The organism is Streptomyces sp. NPDC002209 (assembly GCF_042890265.1).
GTDB lineage: Bacteria > Actinomycetota > Actinomycetes > Streptomycetales > Streptomycetaceae > Streptomyces.
Genome location: NZ_JBIARX010000003.1, coordinates 368,779 through 393,047, shown reverse-complemented (window position 1 = coordinate 393,047; position 24,269 = coordinate 368,779). Strand labels below are relative to the sequence as shown.

Sequence of the window (24,269 nt, the reverse complement as noted above, 5' to 3'; positions counted from 1 at the left end):
GACGGAGGGAAGACAGCAGCCCTTGCGGGTGCTGTGTAGCTCCCCGGCCCCTGCCCGCGCCCCCGGCCCATCCCCAGTCGGTGGTCGTCGGCTCCGGTCCAGCACCACCCGGCCGGGGTCGGAAGCCGTTTCCATCGTTCCCGAGAGGTTGTTCGTGTCGGCCAGCACATCCCGTACGCTCCCGCCGGAGATCGCCGATTCCGAGTCTGTGATGGCGCTCATCGAGCGGGGCAAGGCCGAGGGGCAGATCGCCGGCGATGACGTGCGTCGGGCCTTCGAGGCTGACCAGATTCCTGCGACCCAGTGGAAGAATGTTCTGCGCAGCCTCAACCAGATCCTCGAGGAAGAGGGTGTGACGCTGATGGTCAGTGCCGCGGAGTCGCCCAAGCGCACCACCCGCAAGAGCGTCGCAGCGAAGACCCCGGCCAAGCGGACGGCCACCAAGACCGTCGCGGCGAAGACGACGGCTGCGCAGACCGTCGCCGCCGCGGCACCGGCGGCCGAGACGGTGGACCCGCAGCCCGTGGACGCTCTCGCGGAGGAGCCGGGAACCGAGCCCGCCGCGAAGAAGACCGCGGCGAAGAAGACGGCGGCGAAGAAGGCCGCGCCCGCCAAGAAGACCGCTGCCAAGAAGACGGCGGCGAAGAAGACCGCTTCCAAGAAGGACGCCGACGAGGCCGGCGAGGAGGAGCCCGTCGAGGAGGGCCCCGGCGCGGTCAAGGCGGAGGCCGAGGAGGAAGAGGACGGCGGCGAGAGCAAGGGCTTCGTCATCTCCGACGACGAGGACGACGCCCCGGCCCAGCAGGTCGCCGTGGCCGGCGCCACCGCCGACCCGGTCAAGGACTACCTCAAGCAGATCGGCAAGGTCCCCCTCCTCAACGCGGAGCAGGAGGTCGAGCTCGCCAAGCGGATCGAGGCGGGCCTGTTCGCCGAGGACAAGCTGGCCAACTCCGACAAGCTGGCGCCCAAGCTCAAGCGCGAGCTGGAGATCATCGCCGAGGACGGCCGCCGCGCCAAGAACCACCTGCTGGAGGCCAACCTCCGCCTCGTGGTCTCGCTGGCCAAGCGCTACACCGGCCGCGGCATGCTCTTCCTGGACCTGATCCAGGAGGGCAACCTGGGTCTGATCCGTGCGGTCGAGAAGTTCGACTACACCAAGGGCTACAAGTTCTCCACGTACGCGACCTGGTGGATCCGCCAGGCGATCACGCGCGCCATGGCCGACCAGGCCCGCACCATCCGCATCCCGGTGCACATGGTCGAGGTCATCAACAAGCTCGCCCGCGTGCAGCGCCAGATGCTCCAGGACCTGGGCCGCGAGCCCACCCCGGAGGAGCTGGCCAAGGAACTCGACATGACCCCCGAGAAGGTCATCGAGGTCCAGAAGTACGGCCGCGAGCCGATCTCCCTGCACACGCCGCTCGGTGAGGACGGCGACAGCGAGTTCGGTGACCTCATCGAGGACTCCGAGGCGGTCGTCCCGGCGGACGCCGTGAGCTTCACGCTCCTGCAGGAGCAGCTGCACTCGGTGCTCGACACGCTGAGCGAGCGCGAGGCCGGCGTGGTCTCGATGCGCTTCGGCCTCACCGACGGACAGCCGAAGACCCTCGACGAGATCGGCAAGGTCTACGGCGTCACGCGCGAGCGCATCCGCCAGATCGAGTCCAAGACGATGTCGAAGCTGCGCCACCCGTCCCGCTCCCAGGTCCTGCGCGACTACCTGGACTGACCGGGCCGGGGGCCGTACGAGGTGGCCGTGCGCGGGTGCGCCCGGCCACCGGGCGTCCCACTCTGGGTGGAGTCATGCACACTCAGAGTCAGGAGGCCTCATGCGTCGTCCCTTTTCCCGTGCTCTGGCGGGCGCGCTGGCCCTGGTGGCGGGAGCGGCCGCTGCGCCGCTGGCCCAGGCACCGCACGCGGCTGCGGACAGTGTGGTGATCGGCGGGAAGCCGGTGAAGGCGGCCGACAGCCCGTGGGTGGTGGCCCTTGCCAGCCGTGACCGGTTCGGGGGTACGCGCGGCGGCCAGTTCTGCGGGGGCGTCATCGTGGGCCCGACGAAGGTGCTGACCGCGGCCCACTGCCTGGGCCGCCAGGTGCTGGGCGGCCCGATCGAATCCGTCCCCGACTTCCGGGTGATCACCGGGCGCACGGAGCTGCGGGCGGCCGAGGGCCGGGAGATCGCGGTCCGCTCGGCCCGGGTGAACCCGGACTACGACACGCGGAGCAATGCCGGCGACCTGGCCGTGCTGGAGCTCGACGAGGCCGTGCCCGCGCACTACGTGCTCCCCCTGGCCGAGGACGGCCATCCCGGCTACGCGGCGGGCGGCGAAGCGGCCGTGTACGGCTGGGGCGACACGAGCGGATTCGGTGACTACGCGTATGCCCTGCGTGCCGCGCGGGTGACGGTCCTGGCGGACGAGGTCTGCCGGCGGGCCTACCCGGGGGACGCGGACGGGCAGTACCGGCCGGAGTCCATGGTGTGCGCGGGGCACCGCGACGGCGGGAGGGACGCCTGTCAGGGGGACAGCGGCGGGCCGCTGGTCGCCCAGGGCCGGCTCATCGGGCTGGTGTCCTGGGGGCGGGGCTGCGGGCGCCCTGACAGTCCGGGGGTGTACACGAAGATCGCACCGCTCGCCGGCTTCGTGACGGCCCCTGAGACGGCCGCGCGGCAAAGCGTCGGCCAGGACGTCGCGTGGGGTGCCCGAGGGCGCTCCGGACCGCCTGCACGGCCCGTACGGGGGCATGGGGCAGGGGAGCCGCAGGCAGGCCCGGGAGCACCCGGGGGACGGCCCCGGCGCGGGAGCCGCTAGCCGATCCCGCAGACCGCCGGGCCCCGGCAGGGCTCCGGACGTGAGGACGGGCGGCACCCCTGGGTCTCAGAGGTGCCGCCCGTCGACCGGCCTGGCCGGTCCTGGCTCGTCGGATGCGAGGTATAGGCCTGTGTCAGCGGTCCTCGGTGTCGGCATTGGCCGTCGGAGCGGACGTGAGCCGCTCGGTCTCATCCTGTATATCCGCGGCGATCTTCTTGAGTTCCGGCTCGAACTTACGCCCGTGGTGGGCGCAGAACAGCAGTTCACCGCCGCTCAGCAGGACGACGCGCAGATATGCCTGGGCGCCGCAACGGTCGCATCGGTCAGCGGCCGTCAGCGGGGTCGCGGGTGTCAGAACAGTAGTCACGTCGCCTCTTCTCTAGCTCGACGAGCTGTCGTACCAGGGTCAACATCCAACCAGGCCGAAAACGTTCCCGCTCGCGGCTTTTCCTCGAAACTTCCTTCCGAAGCTGGCCGGCTGCTGCCGGTTGGCGGCGAAGGAGCCGTATTGCGTTGCTTTACGGTTTCGCGTTGTCAGTCGTTCGCTTGTAGCAGTTCCGTCCTCCCCGGCGTGAGTGCCGGTTGTTCATGAGGACGTGCCCGAACCCTAAATGGTTCATGCCTGGAAGGGAACGTGATGTTTGCTTCACTCCCCCGGGGGATCGAACGCACGTGCGGTACTGCACTACGCTGATGAAGCGCGAGGGTGGCGTTGCATCGGCTCTACCAGGCCTCGGTACCCTTCGACGGGCAACCGAGCCACCCTGCGCCCGACGGGCCAGAAAAAGAAATTCAGCGAGGAGCGAACTGCGTGACCGCCGACACGTCCGTGCCTTCCAGCGCGCTGCTGTCCGGAGCAGACCGGGACGGCTCCAACTACACCGCGCGGCACCTGCTCGTCCTCGAAGGTCTTGAGGCCGTCCGCAAGCGCCCCGGCATGTATATCGGGTCCACCGACTCCCGAGGCCTCATGCACTGCCTCTGGGAGATCATCGACAACGCCGTGGACGAGGCCCTCGGCGGCTACTGCGACCACATCGAGGTGATCCTCCACGAGGACGCCTCGGTCGAGGTCCGCGACAACGGCCGCGGCATCCCCGTCGACGTCGAGCCCAAGACCGGGCTGTCCGGCGTCGAGGTCGTCATGACCAAGCTGCACGCCGGCGGCAAGTTCGGCGGCGGCTCGTACGCGGCCTCCGGCGGCCTGCACGGCGTGGGCGCCTCCGTGGTCAACGCCCTCTCCGCCCGGCTGGACGTCGAGGTGGACCGCAACAGCTCCACCCACGCGATCAGCTTCCGCCGCGGCGTCCCGGGCATGTTCACCGAGCAGGGCCCCGACAGCCCGTTCGACCCCGCCAACGGCCTGCGCAAGACCAAGCGGGTCGCCAAGGGCAAGACCGGCACCCGGGTCCGCTACTGGGCCGACCGGCAGATCTTCCTCAAGGACGCCCGGCTCTCGCTGGAGACGCTCTACCAGCGCGCCCGCCAGACCGCCTTCCTCGTCCCCGGCCTGACCATCGTCGTCCGCGACGAGCGCGCCATCGACGGGGCCGGCAAGACCGAGGAGACCTTCCGCTTCGACGGGGGCATCAGCGAGTTCTGCGAGTACCTCGCGCAGGACAAGGCCGTCTGCGACGTGCTGCGCCTGACCGGCCAGGGAACCTTCAAGGAGACCGTCCCCGTCCTCGACGAGCGCGGCCACATGACACCCACCGAGGTCACCCGCGAGCTCGGCGTGGACATCGCCCTGCGCTGGGGCACCGGGTACGAGACGCAGGTCAAGTCCTTCGTCAACATCATCGCCACGCCCAAGGGCGGCACCCACATCACCGGCTTCGAGCGCTCGGTCGCCAAGACCGTCAACGAGGTGCTGCGCTCGGCGAAGCTGCTGCGCGTCGCCGAGGACGACGTGGTCAAGGACGACGCGATGGAGGGACTGACGGCGGTCGTCACCGTCCGGCTGGCCGAGCCGCAGTTCGAGGGCCAGACCAAGGAGGTGCTCGGCACCTCGGCGGCCGCCCGGATCGTCGCGGCCGTGGTGGCCAAGGAGCTCAAGGCCTTCCTGACCAGCACGAAGCGCGACGACAAGCAGCAGGCCCGCGCCGTGATGGAGAAGATCGTCGCGGCCGCCCGGACCCGGATCGCCGCCCGCCAGCACAAGGAGGCGCAGCGCCGCAAGACCGCGCTGGAGACCTCCTCGCTGCCCGCGAAGCTGGCCGACTGCCGCAGTGACGACGTGGAGCGCAGCGAGCTCTTCATCGTCGAGGGCGACTCCGCCCTCGGTACCGCCAAGCTCGCGCGGAACTCGGAGTTCCAGGCCCTGCTGCCGATCCGCGGCAAGATCCTCAACGTCCAGAAGTCGTCGGTCTCGGACATGCTCAAGAACGCCGAGTGCGGAGCGATCATCCAGGTCATAGGGGCCGGCTCGGGCCGTACCTTCGACATCGACGCCGCGCGCTACGGGAAGATCGTCCTGCTCGTCGACGCCGACGTGGACGGCGCGCACATCCGCTGCCTGCTGCTCACGCTCTTCCAGCGGTACATGCGGCCGATGGTCGAGGCGGGCCGGGTGTTCGCCGCGGTGCCGCCGCTGCACCGGATCGAACTCGTCCAGCCCAAGAAGGGCCAGGACAAATACGTCTACACGTATTCGGACAACGAGCTGCGCCAGACGCTGCTCGAATTCCAGCGCAAGAACGTCCGGTACAAGGATTCGATCCAGCGCTACAAGGGTCTCGGCGAGATGGACGCGGACCAGCTGGCGGAGACCACCATGGACCCCCGCTTCCGTACGCTGCGCCGGATCAACATCGGCGACCTGGACTCGGCCGAGCAGGTCTTCGACCTGCTGATGGGCAACGAGGTCGCGCCGCGCAAGGAGTTCATCACGAGCTCCGCGGCCACCCTGGACCGCTCGCGCATCGACGCCTGACGGGCACACCGGCACACCGGTGCTCTTCGCTCCATCACCTGTTGGAGTGAAGAGCACCGGGACACCAGTCCGGAAAACGTCCATACCGCACATCCTTGTGGGCACGCGGCCAATGCGGCAGCGGACAAGGAGAGTTCGGTGGACAAGCACGAAGGTCCCGATGCCGGAACGATCCGGCTCGACGACCCCTGGTACGACGCGCTCGCCGTCGGCTGGGGGGAGGGCGAGGGCGAGGACCCGGCGCCCCCGCGTCCCGCCGGCGGCCGGGCCGCGCCCGGAGCGTCCGACATCTACCTCGAAGTGCAGCGCAGTGCCGCCTTCCAGGAGGTCCGCAGCCGCTACCGCGGCTTCATCGTCCCCGCGACCGCCGGATTCTTCCTCTGGTACGTCGCCTACGTGGTCGCGGCCACCATGGCACCGGGGATCATGGCCCGGCCCGTCTTCGGGGCGGTCAACGTCGCCCTGCTGGCGGGGCTCGGCCAGTTCCTCAGCACCTTCCTGCTGACCTGGGCGTACGCCCGGCACGCGCGGCTGCGCCGCGACCGGGCCGCGCTGGACCTGCGCTGGACGGTCTTCGAGCAGGAGCGCGGCCAGGAGCGGATCCGCGCCCGGGAGGCCGGCCGGTGACCACCGAACACCAGACCCTCGCGCTGATCCTGTTCAGCCTCTTCATCGCGGTCACCCTGGGCATCACCACCTGGGTCAGCCGCAACCGGCACGGCTCGGCCGAGGAGTTCTACGCCGGCGGGAGGCTGTTCTCCCCCCTGGAGAACGGTTTCGCCATCGCCGGCGACTACATGTCCGCCGCGTCCTTCCTCGGCATCTCCGGCCTGATCGCCCTCTTCGGCTACGACGGCCTGCTGTACTCGGTGGGCTTCCTCGTCGCCTGGCTCGTCGTGCTGTTCCTCGTCGCCGAACTCGTCCGCAACTGCGGGCGCTTCACCCTCGCGGACGTGGTCGCGGCCCGGATGAGCGAGCGGCCCGTCCGGATCGCCGCCGGCACCTCCTCCGTCACCGTCTCGGTGCTGTACCTGGTCGCACAGATGGTCGGCGCGGGCAGCCTGGTGGGCCTGCTGCTCGGTGATTCGGGCACCGCGGCCCGGACGCTGACCGTGATCGGGGTCGGGGCGCTGATGGTGGTCTACGTGTCCTTCGGCGGCATGCGGGCCACCACCTGGATCCAGATCGTGAAGGCCGTGCTGCTCATGGGCGGGGCCGTCACCCTCACCGTGCTCGTACTCCTGCGCTTCCACGGGAACTTCGACCAGCTGCTCACCGGCGCGGCCGAGCGCAGCGGGCACGGGCTGCGGTTCCTGAGCCCGGGGCTCAAGTACGGCGGCGACTGGACCGCCCGCTTCGACTTCATGAGCCTCGGCCTCGCGCTGGTCCTCGGGACGGCCGGGCTGCCGCACATCCTGTCGCGCTTCTACACGGTGCCGACCGCGCGCGCGGCCCGCCGATCGGTGGTGTGGGCGATCGCGCTGATCGGCGGGTTCTACCTGATGACCATCGTGCTCGGGTTCGGGGCGGCCGCGCTGGTGGGTCCGGACGCGGTGCGCGCCTCCAACGCCTCGGGGAACACGGCGGTTCCGCTGCTCGCGGCCTTCCTGGGCGGCGGGGCGGACTCGACCGGGGGCGCGGTGCTGTTCGCCTTCGTGGCGGCGATCGCCTTCGCCACGATCCTGGCCGTGGTCGCGGGGATCACGCTGGCGTCCTCGGCCTCGGTGGCGCACGACCTGTACGCCTCGCTCAAGCGACGCCATGCGCGCCAGCGCAGCGAGGTCGCGGTGGCCAGGACCGCGGCCGTCGGGATCGGGGCGGTGGCGATCGCCCTGGGGCTGCTCGCCCAGGACCTGAACGTGGCGTTCCTGGTGGGGCTGGCCTTCGCGGTGTCCGCTTCGGCCAATCTGCCGGTGCTGCTGTACTCGCTGTTCTGGCGCTCCTTCACCACGCGGGGCGCCGTCTGGTCGGTGTACGGGGGCCTGATTCCGGCGGTGGTGCTGGTCGTCCTGTCGCCGGTGGTCTCCGGCAGCCCGGAGTCCCTCTTCCCGGGGGTGAGCTTCCAGTTCTTCCCGCTCCAGAACCCGGGCCTGGTCTCGATCCCGCTGGGCTTCCTGGCGGGCTGGCTGGGCACGGTCACCTCGGCGGAGGAGCCGGACGAGGCGAAGCACGCGGAGACGGAGGTCCGCTCCCTGACCGGCGCCGGGGCCGTCTGAGCGGGTTCCCGTCCGGCGGTCAGGGGCCCTCGGACGGGAGCCAGGAGTAGCGGTGTTCGGGGCGGCCCGTCTCGCCGTAGCGCAGGGCCAGGGTGACCCGGGCGGTGCGCTCCAGGAGCTTGAGGTAGCGCTGGGCGGTCTGGCGGCTGATGCCGGCGCGGTCGGCGATCTGCTGGGTGGAGAGCGGGCCCTCGGCGGAGCGGAGGACCTGGCGGACCAGTTCGGCGGTGGTGGCGGAATGGCCCTTGGGCAGTTCGTTCGGGGAGCCGGCCGCGGCGAGGGCGCCGAAGATCCGGTCCACCTCGGCCTGTTCGGCCTCGCCGCCGGTCTCCAGAGTGCGGCGCAGGGAGCCGTACGCCTCCAGCCGGCTGCGCAGGCCGGTGAACGTGAAGGGCTTGACCAGGTACTGGAGGGCGCCGAGGCGCATGGCGGACTGGACGGTGGCCAGGTCGCGGGCGGCCGTGACCATGATCACGTCGGTGCGGTGGCCGAGCTGGCGCAGCCGGCGGACCAGGTCCAGGCCGTTCTCGTCCGGGAGGTAGTGGTCGAGGAGGATCAGGTCGACGGGGTGGGCGTCGAGGTACGCGAGGGCCTCGGCCGCCGAATGGGCCTGGGCACAGACGCGGAAGCCGGGAACCTTCGCCACGTACGCCGCGTTGATCCGGGCAACACGCACGTCGTCGTCGACGACCAATACGTGGATGTCGTGGATCGGGGTCTCGTTCATCGCAGGGCCTCCGGGAGTACGACGGAGAACTCCGCCCCTCCGTCCGCTGCCTCGTCGGCCCGGGCCGTGCCGCCCTGCCGCTCCGCGAGGCGGCGTACGAGCGCGAGACCGAGCCCGCGCTCGCGGTGTGCCTTGGGCTGCTTGGTCGACCAGCCCTCGGTGAAGATCTCCTCGCGGCGGGCCGCCGGGACGCCGGGCCCGCTGTCCCGCACCCGGAGGATCGCCGTACGGCCCTCGGCGCGCAGCTCGACCTCGACCAGGGGTGCCGCGGAGCCCGCCGCCGCGTCCAGGGCGTTGTCCACCAGGTTGCCCGTGATGGTGACGAGGCCGCGGGGGTCGATGAGGCAGTCGGGCAGGAAGGTGGTGTCGGCGAGGCGCAGCGGGACGCCGCGCTCGGCGGCGACGGTCGCCTTGCCCACCAGAAGGGCGGCCAGCAGGGGGTCGTGGACCTTCTCGGTGACCTGTTCGGCGGTGCTGCGGTGCACTCCGACGACCTCGGTGACGAACTCCACCGCCTCCTCGTGCAGGCCCAGCTCCAGCAGGCCGAGGAGGGTGTGGAGGCGGTTGGCGTGCTCGTGGTCCTGCGCGCGCAGGGCGTCGATCAGCCCCTTGGTGGAGTCGAGCTCGCGGCCGAGGTGTTCCAGCTCGGTGCGGTCGCGCAGGGTGGCGACGGCGCCGCCGTCCTCGGTGGGCATCCGGTTGGCGACCAGTACCCGGGGCCCCTGGACGGTGAGGAGGTCGCGGCCGGTGACGCGGCCGGCGAGGACGTCGGTGGTGCGGCCCGTGCCCAGGACGTCGTCCAGCGGACGCCCGGCGAGCGTGGCGGCCGTATCCGGCGCGAGGCCCAGCAGCCGGGCCGCCTCGTCGTTGACGAGCCGGACCCGGCCGTCGCGGTCGAGGGCGATCACTCCCTCGCGGATGGAGTGGAGCATCGCCTCGCGCTCGGCGAGCAGTCCGGCGATATCGGAGAAGGCCAGGTCACGGGTCTGTCGCTGGATCCGGCGGGACAGCAGGTAGGCGGCGAGGGCGCCTGCCGCGAGGGCGCCGCCCGCGTAGGCGAGCAGGCCCGGGATGGCGCCGAGCAGCCGGTCGTGCACGCTGTCGTAGGCGATGCCGACGGAGACGGCGCCGACGATCTCCCCGTCGGCCGCGAGGAGCGGGACCTTGCCGCGGGCGGAGCGGCCGAGGGTGCCCTCGTCGATCTCCATGACCTCGCGGCCCGCGAGGGCGTCGCTCGGGTCGGTGGAGACGGGCAGGCCGATCCGGTCGGTGCCGGGGTGCGAGCGGCGGATCCCGTCCAGGTCCATGACGACGACGTACTCGGCACCCGTGGCGCGGCGGATCCGCTCGGCCGAGGCCTGCACGGGGCTGTCGGCCGTCGGCCCGGAGTCGAGGAGGTCGGCGGCGAGCGAGGGGTCGGCCGCCGCGCTCTGGGCGATGGCCAGGGCGCGCCGCATGGCCTGGTCGTCGAGCTGCGCGCCGAGCGGGGCCAGGAAGAGCCCGGTGGCAAGCAGGGCGACCCCGGCGGCGATGGCCAGCTGGGTCAGCAGGATCTGCGAGACGGCCCGTCTGGGCAGCCCGAGGCGCCGAGCGCTCATGTGGAGGAACCGCATGACCAGCAACCGTAGGTCGCCTTCGTCCTGAGCGGAACATCCCATGTGTACCGACCTGCGGCTGATCTCCCGCTGCCTGCTGCCCGTGGGCCCGTCACGGCATCGGCTGCGGCGGGCGCGGCCCCTGGTACTGCCCGCTCGGGCGCATCCGGAGCGGCTGTTCCTGGTACTCCTCCAGAGCGTGCGCGATCCAGCCCGCCGTCCGGGACACCGCGAACACGGTCTCCCCGGCTTCCGCGGGCATCCCGCAGGACACCGTCAGCACCGCCAGCGCCAGGTCGACATTGGCGTGCAGGCCGCCCCGCCGGGCCGCCGTCGTGGCAACGACCTCCCGGGCGGCCGCCAGTGCGGGACCGGCCTGCGGAACGTTCTCCAGCCGTGCGAACAGCGCCGTCGCCCGCGGGTCCTCGCCCTCGTACAGCCGGTGCCCGAGTCCGGGAACCCGCCGCCCCGCCCGCAGATGGTCCGCGACCACCGGCGCGGCCCCGCCCCGCTCCAGGGTCTCCACCAGCATCCGGTGCGCGAGCCGTCCGGCCGCGCCGTGCAGCGGGCCCTCGAGCGCGCCGAGGCCGGCCGACACCGCCGCGTACGGGTGGGCCCGCGCCGAGGCGGCCACCCGTACGGCCAGGGTCGAGGCGGCCAGATCGTGGTCGATGAGCAGTGCGAGGGCCAGGTCCAGCGTGGCCAGCGCGTCCGGGTCCGGCTCGTGCGCCGTCAGCCGGGTCCACAGCTGCCGGGCCAGCCGGCCGTCCCCGCGCCAGCCGGGCGGGCCCACCTCGGGCAGTGCGCCGACCAGCGTCGGGATCAGGCAGCGCGCGGAGCCCAGTACGGCCTCCGCGGACAGGTCGAAGCGCAGCGGATCCGCCACCGCGGCGGCCGCGGTGGCCACCCGCAGCCGGTCGAGCGGGCCGCTGTGCTCGGGCAGTGCGGCCACCGCGCGCCGGGCGGCGGCCAGCGCCTGCGGGGGAGCGGTGAACCGCGCGCCGCTCGGCAGCGTCCCGGTCCAGAGCCACTCGGCGACCTCCTCGTAGCGGTACCGCGAGGCCAGCTCGACGGCGTCCACTCCCCGGAAGTAGTACCGGTCGGGCTCGATCAGCGTGAGCGAGGTGCGTACGGAGAGCTCCGCGCCGGGGGGTGCCGCGGCCTCCCGCCGGCTGCGCCGGGCCAGGTCCTCCACCTCGCGCGCGTCGAAGCTGCTGCCGCGGCCGACCGGGTCGCGGCGGCTGGTGAGCTGGCCGCGGCTGACGTACGCGTACACGGTCGCGGGCTTCACCCCCAGAAGTTCCGCCGCCTGCCGGGTGCTGATCCGGCGCTCGCCCTCCGCCTGGTCGTTCATGACGACCACCCTACATATATTGATTCGATCAACATTGACAAGGATTCAATCCATCATGGATGGTCGATGCATGAACACCACCGTCGATGTGCCCCGCGGTCTCGCGGGAGTCGTGGTCACCGAGACCGAACTCGGTGACGTCCGAGGCCGTGAAGGCTTCTACCACTACCGCCAGTACTCGGCCGTCGAGCTCGCAGCGAGCCGGACCTTCGAGGACGTGTGGCACCTGATGTTCCGCGGCGCCCTGCCCGCCGACGCAACCGAGCGGGCCGCGTTCGCCGCCGAGATCGCCCCGCTGCGCCGGCTGCCCGACGCGGTGCGCGACGCGCTGCCCGCCCTCGCCCGGGCCACCGCCCTCTCCGGCCCGCTCGCCGGACTGCGGACCGCCCTCTCGCTGCTCGGCGCCTCCGCCGGGTTCCGCCCGGTGTACGACCTCGACCCCGGCCGGCGGGCCGCCGACGCGCTGGCCGCCTGCGCCGCCGTGCCGACCCTGCTCACCGCCCTGCACCGGCTGGGGCAGGGCCTGGAACCGGTCGAGCCGCGCGCGGACCTCCCGTACGCCGCCAACTACCTGTACATGCTCACCGGGCAGGAGCCCGACCCGGTCAAGGCGCGGGCGGTCGAGCAGTACCTGATCTCCACCGTCGACCACGGCTTCAACGCCTCCACCTTCACCGCCCGCGTGATCGCCTCCACCGGAGCGGACGTGGCGGCCTGCCTCACCGGGGCGATCGGCGCGCTCTCCGGGCCGCTGCACGGGGGTGCGCCCAGCCGGGCGCTGGACACCCTCGACGCCATCGGCACGGCGGACCGCATCGACCCGTGGATCCGCGGGCGGGTGCTCGCCGGGGACCGGATCATGGGCTTCGGGCACCCGGTGTACCGCACCGAGGACCCGCGCTCGCGGATGCTGCGGGACATCGCGCTGCAGTTCGGCGGCTCGCTCGTGGACTTCGCCGTCGAGGTCGAGCGGCACGTCGAGGAGATCCTCGCCGAGCTCAAGCCGGGGCGGGAGCTGCACACCAACGTGGAGTTCTACGCGGGTGTGGTCATGGAGCTCTGCGGGCTGCCGCGCGAGATGTTCACTCCGACGTTCTGCGCGGCCCGTGTGGTCGGCTGGAGCGCGAACGTCCTGGAGCAGGCCGCCGATTCCAAGATCATCCGCCCGGCGGCCCGGTACGTCGGCCCGACCCCGCCGGAGCCGGTTCCGGTGCTCGGCTGACTACGATCGTCCGGGTGAACAGCAGCCAGCCCGCCCAGCAGCCCGCTCAGCCGCCTGTCCGGCCGCCCGCGCAGCTGCCCGTCCAGCCGATTCCCGTCGTCGTGCTGTCCGGATTCCTCGGATCCGGCAAGACGACGCTGCTCAACCACCTGCTCGGCAACCGGGGAGGCACCCGGATCGGGGTCGTCGTCAACGACTTCGGCTCGATCGAGATCGACGCGATGGCCGTGGCGGGCCAGGTCGGCGACTCGATGGTCTCGCTGGGCGGCGGCTGCCTGTGCTGCGCGGTCGACGGCAGCGAGCTGGACGCGTACCTGGAGAAGCTCTCCGCGCCGGTCCACCGGATCGACGTGATCGTCATCGAGGCGAGCGGGCTGGCCGAGCCCCAGGAGATGATTCGGATGCTGGTGGCGAACGAGAACCCGGCGATCCGGTACGGCGGCATGGTGCAGGTCGTGGACGCGGCGGAGTTCGATGCGACCCGGGGCGAACACCCGGAGACCGACCGCCACCTCGCCGTCGCGGACCTGGTGGTCCTCAACAAGACCGACCGGGTCGACGCCGCCGAGCGGGCCCGGATCGAGGGCGAGCTGGGCGTGCTCTGTCCCGGGACGCCGGTGGTGGCCGCCGACCACGGGCGCATCGACCCGGAGCTGCTCTTCGACCGCCGCCCGTGGACCGAGACCCAGGGCCAGCTGTCGTTCGAGGACCTGATCGCGCAGGCCAGGGACGCGGACGGCGCACTGGACGCGGTCGGCGCGGACCACGACGGGCACGGGGACCACACCGGGCACGCCCACACGGTGTACGAGAGCACGGAGTTCGTGTCCGGGCAGGCCATGAACCCGCGCCGGTTCATCGACTTCCTCGACCGGCGGCCGGCCGGGCTCTACCGGATCAAGGGCTATGCCTACTTCGGCGTCCCCGGCCACGAGGAGCGCTACGAGGTCCACGCGGTCGGCCGCTTCCTCCGGTTCGCCCCGCAGCCCTGGGGCCGGGGCGAACCCAGGCTGACGCAGCTGGTCCTGATCGGCGCCGGTACGGACGGCCCCGCCCTGCTCCGCGAGCTGGAGGCCTGCCGCGAACCGGCCCCGCAGCAAGCGCCCCCGGAGAGCATGTGGGGCGTGCTCCGCTACGTCGACCGGCCGGCGGAGGCGGACACCGAACCGGAGCCGGAGCCGTACGAGCCGGATGCGTACGAGCCCGATCCGTACGAGCCCGATCCGTACGGCGATCCCGGCTCCGATTGATCAGGCGACCTCGACGCCGTACTCGCGCAGGAGGTCCTCCAGGCCGCCGCCGTAGCCCTTGCCGCCGATCACGAAGTCCCAGTCGCCGTTGGAGCGGCGCCGGAAGGAGCCGAGGACCAGGGCGGTCTCGCCGGCGCGCCCGTCGGAGACGTCCAGCCGGCCGAGTTCCTCACCGCCGGCGGACAGCAGGCGGATGTGGGCGTCGGTGAACCCGGCGAGGTCGGCGTGCGGATCGGCCTCCGGGTCGATCGCGGCAACGAGGACCAGGCGGTCGGCGGGCTCCGGCAGCGCGTCGAAGGAGACCTCCAGCGCCGCCTTGTCGGGGGCCGAGTGGGCGCGGGCCCGTACCGAACCGTCCGCGGTCCGCGGGTTGTTGAAGAACACGAAGTGGTCCTCGCTCAGCACCCGGTTGCCGGTGCAGACGAGGGCGCACACGTCCAGCGCGACCCGGCCGGACCAGGACATGCCGAGCACGTTGTGGTCCGCCGAAGGGGCGGCGGGTTCCGGAGCGCGCTGCGCCGGAGCGCCGCCGAGCCGGCCGCGCAGCCCGTACTGGTGGAGCAGCTCGACCAGGTCCGCCCCGGGAACCAACTCCAGCGGCTTGCCGTTGGCAAAGGTGTACGACCCGGGACCGAAGGACGCGGTGGTGACCAGCACCCCCTTGTTCGCCCCCTTGTCCTGGACCGTGCCGTACAGATCACGCACGGCCGTCGGCGGCACCGTGTTCCGGTAGCGCTTGACCTGCACCACGATCCGCCCGCCCCGGATCGGCGCCGGATCCACCGCCTCCACGTCCACCCCGCCGTCGCCCGACCGCTGCGTGGTCACCGCCTCCATGCCCATCGCCCGGAAGAGCTCCGCCACCAGGTTCTCGAAGGCGATCGGGTCCATCACGAAGAGGTCCGGCTCGTCGTCGTCCGCGTCGCCGGCCTGCCCGCCGTGGCTGACGACCCCTCCGCCGACCTCGTCGGGCCGGCGCCCGGGGCGCACCGCCGTCAGCTGGTCGGGGCGCGCGGACAGCTGCCCGCCCAGCCCCGAGACCAGACAGTCCACCGCGCTGACCTGCTCCAGGCGCAGTTCGTTGAAGTCGGAGCGTGCTGCCGACACCGTGGCGAGGACGATCTGCGCCTCCTGACCCGTTGCGGGATCGTGGTCGTCCACGAAGCCGTTGACGACCACCGAGTCCAGCGCCCCGAACTCGTCCGCGGCGTAGAGCTCGCGCACCACCAGGAGCACGCACTGAGCCAGGAGGTCCCGGTACAGAGCCCGTCGCTGCGTAACCGGGCGAGGGGTCTCCCTGTCCTGGTCCGTGCTCGGCAGGTACCGCACGGACTTGGCCTCCGGCACCACCCCGTAGCGGGGCAGCTCCCAGTCGAGCACCAACTGCCGGGGGGCTTGGTCGTACGCAGCCGACACCTGCCTAGGCAACTCTTCGGGCCAAGCGGTAGAGGCGTACAGGGCGGCCGAGAAATACTCCACCACAGCCTCCGCTTCACCCATGCGCAGCCTTTCGGCCAGCTCGCTCAACCCACGGTTGTGCGCGCGGACCACTGCGAGTTGCTCGGCCGCCCACCGGTCGTACTGCTGCCGGTGTTCAGCGAGCTGCTGTCGACGCCGTGTCTCCGCGGCCTGAGCCTTCTGATGAGCCCGTGTGTACTGCGCGTGCGCCTCGCGCTCCGCCTGGGCCCGCCGGTAAGAACCCAGCGCCATGCCACTGCTCTGCTGCAGGAACTCATCGATACGAGGTATCGCCACGGGATGTGCCAAGGGCCCCGGATTGAACGCTTCGAGCTCCTCGGGCCGCACGAGCGACGCCATACGGAATGCCACCGCCCGGCAGCCCGTGACCAACAGGTTCTGCAGCGCCGAGACTTCGGCCTCTATGCCCTCCGTGCGACGCCGGGCCTCGACCTCGCGGTGTTGCCGGTAAGCGGCCTGCTGTTCGCGCTCGCCCCGGGCCACATCCCGGTCCCACGCCCGTCGTCGGCGCTCCGCCTCGCGCTGCTGGATCAGCTGTGTACGTTGCTGCCTGCGCTGAGCCTCGGCCCAGTCTCCGATCATTCCGCTAGACCGACGGCTCATCAGTTTTCCCCCGCCCCCACCGCAAGCACCAACGGGAAAACACTAGTCGGCATTCGGGTGGTACGTCCCCCCGGTCGCACCACCCGAATGCCGCCGTGCGTCCTACAACGCGCCCCCCGCCAGAGCGGCGACGGCCGCGGGCAGTGCGGCACCCGAGCCGTCGCGGCGCGGGTCCACGGGCGGCAGTTCGGCCGGGGTGCCGTTCGCCGCGGCCGCGCGGACCGGTGCGTTGCCCGCCCAGGCCAGGACCAGCAGGTCCTCGCCCTTCAGGAACCGCTGGCAGCGCACGCCGCCGGTGGCCCGGCCCTTGCGCGGATACTGGTCGAACGGGGTGAGCTTCCCGGACAGCATCGAGTCGTCCAGCGTCCCGTGCGAGCCCGCCACCGTGAACACCACGGCGTCCCGCGCCGGGTCGACCGCCGAGAAGTGGATCACCTTGGCGTTCTCGGAGAGCTTGATGCCCGCCATGCCGCCCGCCGGGCGGCCCTGCGGGCGCACCTGGCCCGCCGGGTAGCGCAGCAGCTGGGCGTCGTCGGTGAGGAAGACCAGGTCCTCCTCGCCCGTGCGCAGTTCGACCGCGCCGACGATCCGGTCGCCCTCCTTGAGGGTGATGACCTCCAGCTCGTCCTTGTTCGCCGGGTAGTCCGGCACGACCCGCTTGACCACGCCCTGCTCGGTGCCCAGGGCCAGGCCCTGCGAGGACTCGTCCAGCGAGGTCAGGCAGATCACCTTCTCGTCCGCCTCCAGTCCGGAGAGGAACTCCGTGACCGGGGCGCCGCCCGCCAGGTTCGGCGCGGCGTGGGTGTCCGGCAGCTGCGGCAGGTCGATCACCGACAGCCGCAGCAGGCGCCCGTACGAGGTGACCACGCCGACATCGGCCCGGGCGGTCGCGGCGACCTGCGAGACGATCAGGTCGTGCTTCGCGCGGGCGCCGCCCTCCTCCTCCGGCAGCGGTTCGCCGTTGGCGGTGCGCGCCAGCAGGCCCGTGGAGGACAGCAGGACCCGGCACGGGTCGTCCGCGACCTCCAGTGGAACCGCGGCGACGGCCGTCCCCGCCGACTCGAGCAGGACCGTACGGCGTTCGGTGCCGAACTTCTTGGCGACGGCGGCCAGTTCCGTGGAGACGAGCTTGCGCAGCTCGGTGTCGGACTCGAGGATCCCGGTCAGCTCGTCGATCTCGCCCGTCAGGCGGTCGCGCTCGGACTCGAGCTCGATCCGGTCGAAGCGGGTGAGCCGGCGCAGCGGGGTGTCCAGGATGTACCGGGTCTGGATCTCGCTCAGCGAGAAGCGCTCGATCAGCCGCTCCATCGCCTGCGCCGAGTTGTCGCTGTCCCGGATGATCCGGATGACCTCGTCGATGTCGACCAGGGCCACCAGCAGGCCCTCGACCAGGTGCAGCCGGTCCCGGCGCTTGGTGCGGCGGAACTCGCTGCGCCGGCGCACGACCTCGAAGCGGTGGTCGAGGTAGACCTCGAGCAGCTCCTTGAGGCCCAGCGTCAGCGGCTGGCCGTCGACCAGCGCGACGTTGTTGATGCCGAAGGACTCCTCCATCGGCGTCAGCTTGTACAGCTGCTCGAGCACGGCCTCCGGGTGGAAGCCGTTCTTGATCTCGATGACCAGGCGCAGGCCGTGGGCGCGGTCCGTGAGGTCCTTGACGTCCGCGATGCCCTGGAGCTTCTTGGAGCCGACCAGGTCCTTGATCTTCGCGATGACCTTCTCGGGGCCGACCGTGAAGGGCAGTTCGGTGACGACCAGGCCCTTGCGGCGCGCCGTCACGTTCTCCACCGCGACCGTGGCGCGGATCTTGAACGTGCCGCGACCGTTCTCGTAGGCGTCCTTGATCCCCGAGAGGCCCACGATCCGGCCGCCCGTGGGCAGGTCCGGACCCGGCACGAAGCGCATCAGTGCCTCCAGGTCCGCCTGCGGGTAGCGGATCAGGTGGCGGGCGGCCGCGATGACCTCGCCCAGGTTGTGCGGGGGCATGTTGGTGGCCATGCCGACCGCGATCCCGGACGCGCCGTTGACCAGCAGGTTCGGGTACGCCGCGGGCAGCGCGACGGGCTCCTGCTCCTGGCCGTCGTAGTTGGCGGTGAAGTCGACGGTGTCCTCGTCGATCGACTCCGTCATCAGCGACGTGGCGTCCGCCATCTTGCACTCGGTGTAACGCATCGCGGCCGGCGGGTCGTCGTTGCCGAGCGAGCCGAAGTTGCCGTGGCCGTCGACCAGCGGCAGCCGCATCGAGAAGGGCTGGGCCATGCGCACGAGGGCGTCGTAGATCGACGCGTCACCGTGCGGGTGCAGCTTGCCCATCACCTCGCCGACGACGCGGGCGCACTTCACGTAGCCGCGGTCGGGGCGCAGGCCCATCTCGTTCATCTGGTAGACGATGCGCCGGTGTACCGGCTTCATGCCGTCGCGGGCGTCGGGCAGGGCGCGGGAGTAGATCACCGAGTACGCGTACTCGAGGAAGGAGCCCTGCATTTCGTCGACGACGTCGATGTCGAGGATCTTCTCCTCGAAATCCTCCGGCGGCGGGGTCTTCGTGCTGCGGCGGGCCATCGCTGCGCGGCTCCTTAACCAAGAAAGAAGGTGTGCTGGGGGTCTTGCGGGTGGTCTGGCGGGTGGTGTGACAGGGGCTGACGGGGGTCGTCGCGGACCATTGTGGCCCGAGGCACCGACAACGCCGACTCCGACCCAGGTCTGAGCCGGGAACTTCTCCGGTCCCCGACGCGCTTGCATACAGTGGCAGGTCTGACGGAAATCTCTGCATCGCGATCGAAGGGACCACATGCCCATGGGTCACACGGCCACAGCCCAGGCCGGCTCCGGCGGCCTGACAGCGACCGAGCACCGGCTGGCCAACGGCCTGCGCGTGGTGCTCTCCGAGGATCACCTGACCCCGGTCGCCGCGGTCTGCCTCTGGTACGACGTAGGCTCGCGCCATGAAGTCAAGGGGCGAACCGGTCTGGCTCACCTCTTCGAGCACCTGATGTTCCAGGGCTCGGCGAGCGTACCCGGCAACGGCCACTTCGAGCTCGTCCAGGGCGCCGGGGGTTCGCTCAACGGCACGACCAGCTTCGAGCGCACCAACTACTTCGAGACCATGCCGGCCCACCAGCTGGAGCTGGCGCTCTGGCTCGAGGCGGACCGGATGGGCTCGCTGCTGGCCGCCCTGGACGACGAGTCCATGGAGAACCAGCGCGACGTCGTCAAGAACGAGCGCCGCCAGCGGTACGACAACGTCCCGTACGGCACGGCCTTCGAGAAGCTGACCGCCCTGGCGTACCCCGAGGGCCACCCGTACCACCACACGCCGATCGGCTCCATGGCCGACCTGGACGCGGCCTCCCTGGAGGACGCCCGCGCCTTCTTCCGTACGTACTACGCGCCCAACAACGCGGTGCTGTCGGTCGTCGGCGACATCGACCCCGAGCAGACGCTCGCCTGGATCGAGAAGTACTTCGGGACCATCCCCGGGCACGACGGCAAGCAGCCGCCGCGCGACGGCACGCTGCCCGAGATCATGGGCCGGGAGCTGCGCGAGGAGATCGTCGAGGAGGTCCCGGCCCGTGCGCTGATGGCCGCCTACCGTCTCCCGCACGACGGCACCCGCGAGTGCGACGCGGCCGACGTGGCGCTGACCGTCCTGGGCGGCGGCGAGTCCTCCCGGCTGCACAACCGCCTCGTACGCCGCGACCAGACGGCCGTCGCGGCCGGCTTCGGCATGCTGCGGCTCGCCGGCGCGCCTTCGCTGGGCTGGCTGGACGTGAAGACCTCCAGCGGGGTCGAGGTGCCCGACATCGAGGCGGCCGTCGACGAGGAGCTCGCGCGGTTCGCCGCCGAGGGCCCGACGGCCGAGGAGATGGAGCGCGCCCAGGCGCAGCTGGAGCGCGAGTGGCTGGACCGGCTGAGCACGGTGGCCGGCCGGGCCGACGAACTCTGCCGCTTCGCCGTCCTGTTCGGCGACCCGCAGCTGGCGCTCAGCGCCGTCCAGCGGGTCCTCGACATCACCGCCGAGGAGGTGCAGGCCGTGGCCGCGGCCCGACTGCGCCCCGACAACCGCGCGGTGCTGGTGTACGAGCCGCTCCCGGCAGAGGCCGACGGGGCCGACGAGAACGACGAGAACGAAGGGGCGGAGCAGTGAGCGACACCGCAGCCGTCACGATGACCTTCCACCCGCAGCCGCAGGCCGGCCAGGCCCGGCCCTGGGCCTTCCCGGCCCCCGAGCGGGGCTCGCTGCCCAACGGGCTGACCCTGCTGCGCTGCCACCGCCCCGGGCAGCAGGTCGTCGCCGTCGAGGTCAACCTCGCCGCCCCGCTCGACGCGGAGCCCGAGGGCCTGGACGGCGTCGCGACCATCATGGCCCGCGCACTCTCCGAGGGCACCGACAAGCACTCCGCCGAGGAGTTCGCGGCCGAGCTGGAGCGCTGCGGCGCCACGCTCGACGCGCACGCCGACCACCCGGGCGTACGGGTCTCCCTGGAGGTCCCGGCCTCCCGGCTGGCCAAGGCGCTGGGCCTGCTCGCCGAGGCGCTGCGCGCGCCCGCCTTCGCCGACAGCGAGGTCGACCGCCTGGTGCGCAACCGGCTCGACGAGATCCCGCACGAGCTGGCCAACCCGCAGCGCCGCGCCGCCAAGGAGCTCTCCAGGCAGCTCTTCCCGGCCACGCTGCGGATGTCCCGCCCGCGCCAGGGCACGGAGGAGACGGTCGCCCGGATCGACTCCGCGGCCGTGCGCGCCTTCTTCGAGGCCCACGTACGCCCCGCCACCGCCACCGCGGTGGTCGTCGGCGACCTGACCGGCATCGACCTGGACGCCGTGCTGGCCGACACCCTGGGCACGTGGACCGGCAACACCGCCGCGGCCCTCCCGGTGCCGCCGGTGACCGCCGACGACACCGGCCGCGTGGTCATCGTGGACCGGCCCGGCGCGGTCCAGACGCAGCTGCTCATCGGCCGGATCGGGCCGGACCGGCACGACCGGGTCTGGGCGGCGCAGGTGCTCGGCACGTACTGCCTGGGCGGCACCCTCACCTCGCGCCTGGACAAGGTGCTGCGCGAGGAGAAGGGCTACACCTACGGGGTGCGCGCCTTCGGCCAGGTGCTGCGCTCCACCGCCGACGGCAAGGGCGCCTCGATGCTCGCCATCAGCGGCTCCGTGGACACCCCCAACACGGGCCCGGCGCTCGACGACCTCTGGAAGGTGCTCCGCACCCTCGCGGAGGGCGGCCTGACCGATGCCGAACGGGATGTGGCGGTGCAGAACTTGGTGGGCGTGGCCCCGCTGAAGTTCGAGACGGCCGCGGCCGTCGCCGGCACGCTCGCCGACCAGGTCGAGCAGGAGCTCCCGGACGACTACCAGGCCCGGTTGTACGCGCAGCTGGCCCAAACGGGCACGGTGGAGGCGACTTCGGCCGTCCTGGCCGCCTTCCCGGTGGACCGCCTGGTCACCGTCCTGGTGGGCGACGCCTCGCAGATCGAGGCGCCGGTGCGGGCGCTCGGGATCGGTGAGGTCAGCGTCGTCACCAACTGACGGACATCCCAAGGGGTTCCGGTGGCTTGTCCACCGGAGCCCCTTTTGTCTGTTTAGTGGAGAGGTTGCTTGTATGCGGTGTGGCGTACGCAACAAAAAGGCGTGTCTGTTTGGCGATTGACTGATGATCCGCCTAGCGTCGGCCGTGCTGTCCGTCAGTTGTACGCGCCGCATCCGCGGCACCGGGCAGCGATCGCCGAGTCCCCGTCAGGCGCGAGCCTGGGGAGCCGGGGACCCACATGTGTCCCTGGGGTGAATCGGACCGCCTCGTCAGAGGGGGCCCGTAGGAGACCTTCCTGCTCCGAACCCGTCAGCTAACCCGGTAGGCGAGAAGGAAGGAAAGGATCAGCCCCTTCATGGCGTTTGGCAGTCGTGCCGCCGGTAAGCACCGTGGTTCCAGTCGTCTGAGCCGCAAGACCGCCGGCTACGCCGGCATAGCCGCCCTCGCCACCACCGGTGTCGTCGGCTCGCTCGCAGGCCCGGCGTTCGCCGCGTCGGACAAGGCCCCCTCCATGGAGGACACCGGCCTGAACGCCGTCGTGACGGCCGAGGACCTGCCCGTCCAGATCGAGGCCCAGGTCGAGGCCCAGGAGCACGCGGCAGAGGCCGCGGCCGCCAAGGTCAAGGCGGAGGCCGACGCGAAGGCGCGCGCCGCCGAGGCCAAGCAGAAGGCCGAGGAGAAGGCGAAGGCCGAGCGCGAGGCCGCCGAGCGCGCCGCCCGCGAGGAGGAGCGCAAGCGCCTCAACACCTTCGTCGCCCCCGTCGACGGCTCCTACATCAGCACCCAGTGGCACGCGGGCGGCGGCATGTGGTCCTCCGGCAGCCACACGGGCATCGACTTCCACGCGGCCTCCGGCACCTCGGTGCACGCGGTCGGCGTCGGCACCGTGGTCGAGGCCGGCTGGGGCGGCGCGTACGGCAACAACGTCGTCATCAAGCACGCCGACGGCACGTACACGCAGTACGGCCACATGTCCTCGCTGAGCGTCTCCGTCGGCGAGCAGGTCACCCCGGGCCAGCAGATCGGCCTGTCGGGCTCCACCGGCAACTCCAGCGGCCCGCACCTGCACTTCGAGGCCCGTACCGGCGCCCAGTACGGCTCGGACATCGACCCGGTCGCGTACCTGCGCAACCACGGCGTCGACGTCTGACCCGCAGCACTTCACCGAAGGCCCCGGCTCCCCGAGCCGGGGCCTTCGCGTTGTGGCCGCGCGCGGCCCCGCCGTGGCTGTAAATATTCGCGATTTCCGTCTGCGCTCGGAAAACATCGCGTGTTGCAATAGAGTCCCAGTACGATCCCAGCACGGTCGCGGTAACGGCGTCGGCAGTCGGAAATAGGCGGAGGTCCGGACTTGCGTATTCCTGCGCACGCGGTATGCACGGCAATCCGCGACGACATCGTCTCCGGGGTCTTCGAGCCGGGCGGCCGGCTGACCGAGGAGCTGCTGGCCCGCCGGTACGGGGTCTCCCGCGTCCCGGTCCGCGAGGCGCTGCGGACCCTGGAGTCCGAGGGCTTCGTCACCACCCGGCGGCATGCGGGCGCCTGCGTCGCCGAGCCCACCGAGCAGGAGGCGGCCGACCTCCTGGAACTGCGGATGCTGATCGAGCCGCTGGCGGCGGCCCGGGCCGCCCGCCGACGCACCGAGGCCCACCTCAAGGTGCTGCGCGGGCTGGTCAGGCTGGGTCAGGAGCGGGCCAGGCGGGGCCAGGGGGAGGACCTGCGGTCCCTGGGGGGCTGGTTCCACGAGACCCTCGCCCAGGCCTCCGGCAGCCCCGGGCTGATCGCGCTGCTCACGCAGATGCGGCACAAGGTCGCGTGGATGTACGCCGTCGAGGCGCCGGCCCGGCCGGTGGAGTCCTGGGCGGAGCACGGGGCGATCGTGGACGCGGTGGCGCGCGGGGACGCCGAGCGGGCGCGGGCGCTGACGGCGGTCCACGCGGACCGGGCGGCCGGGGCGCACCGGCTGCGCGTGAGGACTTCGCAACATGCCGTAAACATGGCGGGCGGCCCGCATTAACAAATAGCGCGTATTAATGTGGGGGCGGCGTCCGAATTCACGGCGCATTGGCGGTGTATTCGCGGCCGCCCGGCTCGGACGCTCGAATTCATGAAAACGACGGAGCCGCGGCCTCCGGAATTCCGGCGGCCGCGGCCTCGTTGCATGCCCGGGGGCGAACCCGAAGGGTCAGACGGTCTCGGGGAGCTCCTCGAGACCCTCGGCGACCAGCTTCGCGAGGCGGTCCAGCGCCGCCTCGGCACCCTCGGCGTCGGACGCGAGGATGATCTCCTCGCCGCCCTGGGCGCCCAGGCCCAGCACCGCGAGCATGGACGCGGCGTTGACGGGGTTCCCGTCGGCCTTCGAGATGGTCACCGGGACGCCGGAAGCGGTCGTCGCGCGGACGAAGATCGAGGCGGGACGAGCGTGCAGGCCCTCGGCCCAGCCGACGTTGACGCGGCGCTCTGCCATGGTGATGCCCTTCAGGTTCTTACGGTTGTCTAGACCAGTCTCTCACGACGCCTCGAATGCTCCGACCGACCTTCGGCCCGG

The 24,269-nt window shown here is 71.7% G+C and carries 18 protein-coding genes and 1 riboswitch; of the genes, 11 read left to right on the top strand and 7 right to left on the bottom strand.

The annotated features are described in order from the left end of the window. Positions 1 to 154 precede the first annotated feature (154 nt). Both ACFYXK_RS09090 and ACFYXK_RS09085 read left to right on the top strand, forming a co-directional pair. Positions 155 to 1,729 carry an RNA polymerase sigma factor gene (locus ACFYXK_RS09090; protein WP_389410491.1) on the top strand — a complete coding sequence of 525 codons (1,575 nt, stop codon included), beginning with the start codon at positions 155 to 157 and terminating at the stop codon, positions 1,727 to 1,729. A gap of 100 nt (positions 1,730 to 1,829) precedes the next feature. Next, positions 1,830 to 2,810: a serine protease gene (locus tag ACFYXK_RS09085; RefSeq protein WP_389410490.1), complete on the top strand. Its 981-nt coding sequence runs from the start codon at positions 1,830 to 1,832 to the stop codon at positions 2,808 to 2,810. A gap of 133 nt (positions 2,811 to 2,943) precedes the next feature. Here the strand turns inward: ACFYXK_RS09085 and ACFYXK_RS09080 are convergent, their stop codons facing one another. Beyond that, positions 2,944 to 3,177, bottom strand: a complete 234-nt coding sequence (locus tag ACFYXK_RS09080; RefSeq protein WP_030154305.1) for a hypothetical protein — start codon at positions 3,175 to 3,177, stop codon at positions 2,944 to 2,946. Positions 3,178 to 3,621: 444 nt separating this feature from the next. Here ACFYXK_RS09080 and ACFYXK_RS09075 point away from each other — a divergent pair, with 444 nt between their 5' ends. The 3 genes from ACFYXK_RS09075 to ACFYXK_RS09065 all read left to right on the top strand — a co-directional run bounded on the left by ACFYXK_RS09075 (position 3,622) and on the right by ACFYXK_RS09065 (position 7,958). Beyond that, positions 3,622 to 5,742: a type IIA DNA topoisomerase subunit B gene (locus tag ACFYXK_RS09075; protein ID WP_389410489.1), complete on the top strand. Its 2,121-nt coding sequence runs from the start codon at positions 3,622 to 3,624 to the stop codon at positions 5,740 to 5,742. A 138-nt stretch (positions 5,743 to 5,880) separates the two neighbouring features. Continuing rightward, positions 5,881 to 6,369 (top strand): DUF485 domain-containing protein, encoded by a 489-nt coding sequence (locus ACFYXK_RS09070; RefSeq protein ID WP_389410488.1) that lies wholly within the window; start codon positions 5,881 to 5,883, stop codon positions 6,367 to 6,369. Beyond that, positions 6,366 to 7,958 carry a cation acetate symporter gene (locus tag ACFYXK_RS09065; protein ID WP_389410487.1) on the top strand — a complete coding sequence of 531 codons (1,593 nt, stop codon included), beginning with the start codon at positions 6,366 to 6,368 and terminating at the stop codon, positions 7,956 to 7,958. Before ACFYXK_RS09070 ends, ACFYXK_RS09065 begins: the two co-directional genes overlap by 4 nt. Positions 7,959 to 7,977: 19 nt before the next feature. Here ACFYXK_RS09065 and ACFYXK_RS09060 read toward each other — a convergent pair whose 3' ends face one another. The 3 genes from ACFYXK_RS09060 to ACFYXK_RS09050 form a co-directional block, all read right to left on the bottom strand. Beyond that, complete coding sequence (locus tag ACFYXK_RS09060; protein WP_389410486.1) at positions 7,978 to 8,685, bottom strand: response regulator; 708 nt, start codon at positions 8,683 to 8,685, stop codon at positions 7,978 to 7,980. Further along, a complete protein-coding gene (locus tag ACFYXK_RS09055) occupies positions 8,682 to 10,283 on the bottom strand; it encodes an ATP-binding protein (RefSeq protein WP_389410485.1) in 1,602 nt (533 codons plus the stop codon). Before ACFYXK_RS09055 ends, ACFYXK_RS09060 begins: the two co-directional genes overlap by 4 nt. 109 nt (positions 10,284 to 10,392) lie before the next feature. Next, positions 10,393 to 11,634 carry a citrate/2-methylcitrate synthase gene (locus tag ACFYXK_RS09050; RefSeq protein ID WP_389410484.1) on the bottom strand — a complete coding sequence of 414 codons (1,242 nt, stop codon included), beginning with the start codon at positions 11,632 to 11,634 and terminating at the stop codon, positions 10,393 to 10,395. Positions 11,635 to 11,689: 55 nt separating this feature from the next. On the opposite strand from ACFYXK_RS09050, the gene ACFYXK_RS09045 reads away from it, so the two are divergent. Both ACFYXK_RS09045 and ACFYXK_RS09040 read left to right on the top strand, forming a co-directional pair. After that, positions 11,690 to 12,856, top strand: coding sequence for a citrate synthase/methylcitrate synthase (locus tag ACFYXK_RS09045; protein ID WP_389410483.1), 1,167 nt, complete (start codon positions 11,690 to 11,692; stop codon positions 12,854 to 12,856). 74 nt (positions 12,857 to 12,930) lie between these two features. After that, positions 12,931 to 14,106, top strand: coding sequence for a CobW family GTP-binding protein (locus tag ACFYXK_RS09040; protein WP_389410558.1), 1,176 nt, complete (start codon positions 12,931 to 12,933; stop codon positions 14,104 to 14,106). On the opposite strand, the gene ACFYXK_RS09035 is transcribed toward ACFYXK_RS09040, so the two are convergent. Continuing rightward, positions 14,107 to 16,188 carry a restriction endonuclease gene (locus ACFYXK_RS09035; protein ID WP_389410482.1) on the bottom strand — a complete coding sequence of 694 codons (2,082 nt, stop codon included), beginning with the start codon at positions 16,186 to 16,188 and terminating at the stop codon, positions 14,107 to 14,109. 102 nt (positions 16,189 to 16,290) lie between these two features. After that, positions 16,291 to 18,747 carry a DNA topoisomerase (ATP-hydrolyzing) subunit A gene (locus ACFYXK_RS09030; RefSeq protein ID WP_389410481.1) on the bottom strand — a complete coding sequence of 819 codons (2,457 nt, stop codon included), beginning with the start codon at positions 18,745 to 18,747 and terminating at the stop codon, positions 16,291 to 16,293. A gap of 235 nt (positions 18,748 to 18,982) precedes the next feature. On the opposite strand from ACFYXK_RS09030, the gene ACFYXK_RS09025 reads away from it, so the two are divergent. From ACFYXK_RS09025 to ACFYXK_RS09010, 4 genes are all read left to right on the top strand, one after another. Next, positions 18,983 to 20,332 (top strand): M16 family metallopeptidase, encoded by a 1,350-nt coding sequence (locus ACFYXK_RS09025; protein WP_389410480.1) that lies wholly within the window; start codon positions 18,983 to 18,985, stop codon positions 20,330 to 20,332. A 20-nt stretch (positions 20,333 to 20,352) separates the two neighbouring features. Then, the gene (locus ACFYXK_RS09020) at positions 20,353 to 21,720 is read left to right on the top strand and encodes a M16 family metallopeptidase (protein ID WP_383509740.1); all 1,368 of its coding nucleotides are present in this window, start codon (positions 20,353 to 20,355) and stop codon (positions 21,718 to 21,720) included. A 184-nt stretch (positions 21,721 to 21,904) separates the two neighbouring features. Next, positions 21,905 to 22,064: riboswitch (cyclic di-AMP (ydaO/yuaA leader) on the top strand. 12 nt (positions 22,065 to 22,076) lie between these two features. Continuing rightward, on the top strand, positions 22,077 to 22,871 hold the full coding sequence (locus tag ACFYXK_RS09015) for a M23 family metallopeptidase (RefSeq protein WP_389410479.1): 795 nt from the start codon (positions 22,077 to 22,079) through the stop codon (positions 22,869 to 22,871). A 201-nt stretch (positions 22,872 to 23,072) separates the two neighbouring features. Then, the gene (locus tag ACFYXK_RS09010; RefSeq protein ID WP_383509454.1) at positions 23,073 to 23,738 is read left to right on the top strand and encodes a GntR family transcriptional regulator; all 666 of its coding nucleotides are present in this window, start codon (positions 23,073 to 23,075) and stop codon (positions 23,736 to 23,738) included. 168 nt (positions 23,739 to 23,906) lie between these two features. On the opposite strand, the gene ACFYXK_RS09005 is transcribed toward ACFYXK_RS09010, so the two are convergent. Then, entirely contained in the window at positions 23,907 to 24,188 is a 282-nt protein-coding gene (locus ACFYXK_RS09005; RefSeq protein WP_266635998.1) for an HPr family phosphocarrier protein, read from the bottom strand. Between the last annotated feature and the right edge of the window lie 81 nt (positions 24,189 to 24,269).

Coding starts and splice junctions, on each gene's coding strand:
- ACFYXK_RS09085 (WP_389410490.1), top strand. CDS start 1,830: ATGCGTCGTCCCTTTTCCCGTGCTCTGGCGGGCGCGCTGGCCCTGGTG.
- ACFYXK_RS09060 (WP_389410486.1), bottom strand. CDS start 8,685: ATGAACGAGACCCCGATCCACGACATCCACGTATTGGTCGTCGACGAC.
- ACFYXK_RS09055 (WP_389410485.1), bottom strand. CDS start 10,283: ATGAGCGCTCGGCGCCTCGGGCTGCCCAGACGGGCCGTCTCGCAGATC.
- ACFYXK_RS09050 (WP_389410484.1), bottom strand. CDS start 11,634: ATGAACGACCAGGCGGAGGGCGAGCGCCGGATCAGCACCCGGCAGGCG.
- ACFYXK_RS09045 (WP_389410483.1), top strand. CDS start 11,690: ATGGATGGTCGATGCATGAACACCACCGTCGATGTGCCCCGCGGTCTC.
- ACFYXK_RS09035 (WP_389410482.1), bottom strand. CDS start 16,188: ATGAGCCGTCGGTCTAGCGGAATGATCGGAGACTGGGCCGAGGCTCAG.
- ACFYXK_RS09030 (WP_389410481.1), bottom strand. CDS start 18,747: ATGGCCCGCCGCAGCACGAAGACCCCGCCGCCGGAGGATTTCGAGGAG.
- ACFYXK_RS09025 (WP_389410480.1), top strand. CDS start 18,983: ATGGGTCACACGGCCACAGCCCAGGCCGGCTCCGGCGGCCTGACAGCG.
- ACFYXK_RS09020 (WP_383509740.1), top strand. CDS start 20,353: ATGACCTTCCACCCGCAGCCGCAGGCCGGCCAGGCCCGGCCCTGGGCC.
- ACFYXK_RS09015 (WP_389410479.1), top strand. CDS start 22,077: ATGGCGTTTGGCAGTCGTGCCGCCGGTAAGCACCGTGGTTCCAGTCGT.
- ACFYXK_RS09005 (WP_266635998.1), bottom strand. CDS start 24,188: ATGGCAGAGCGCCGCGTCAACGTCGGCTGGGCCGAGGGCCTGCACGCT.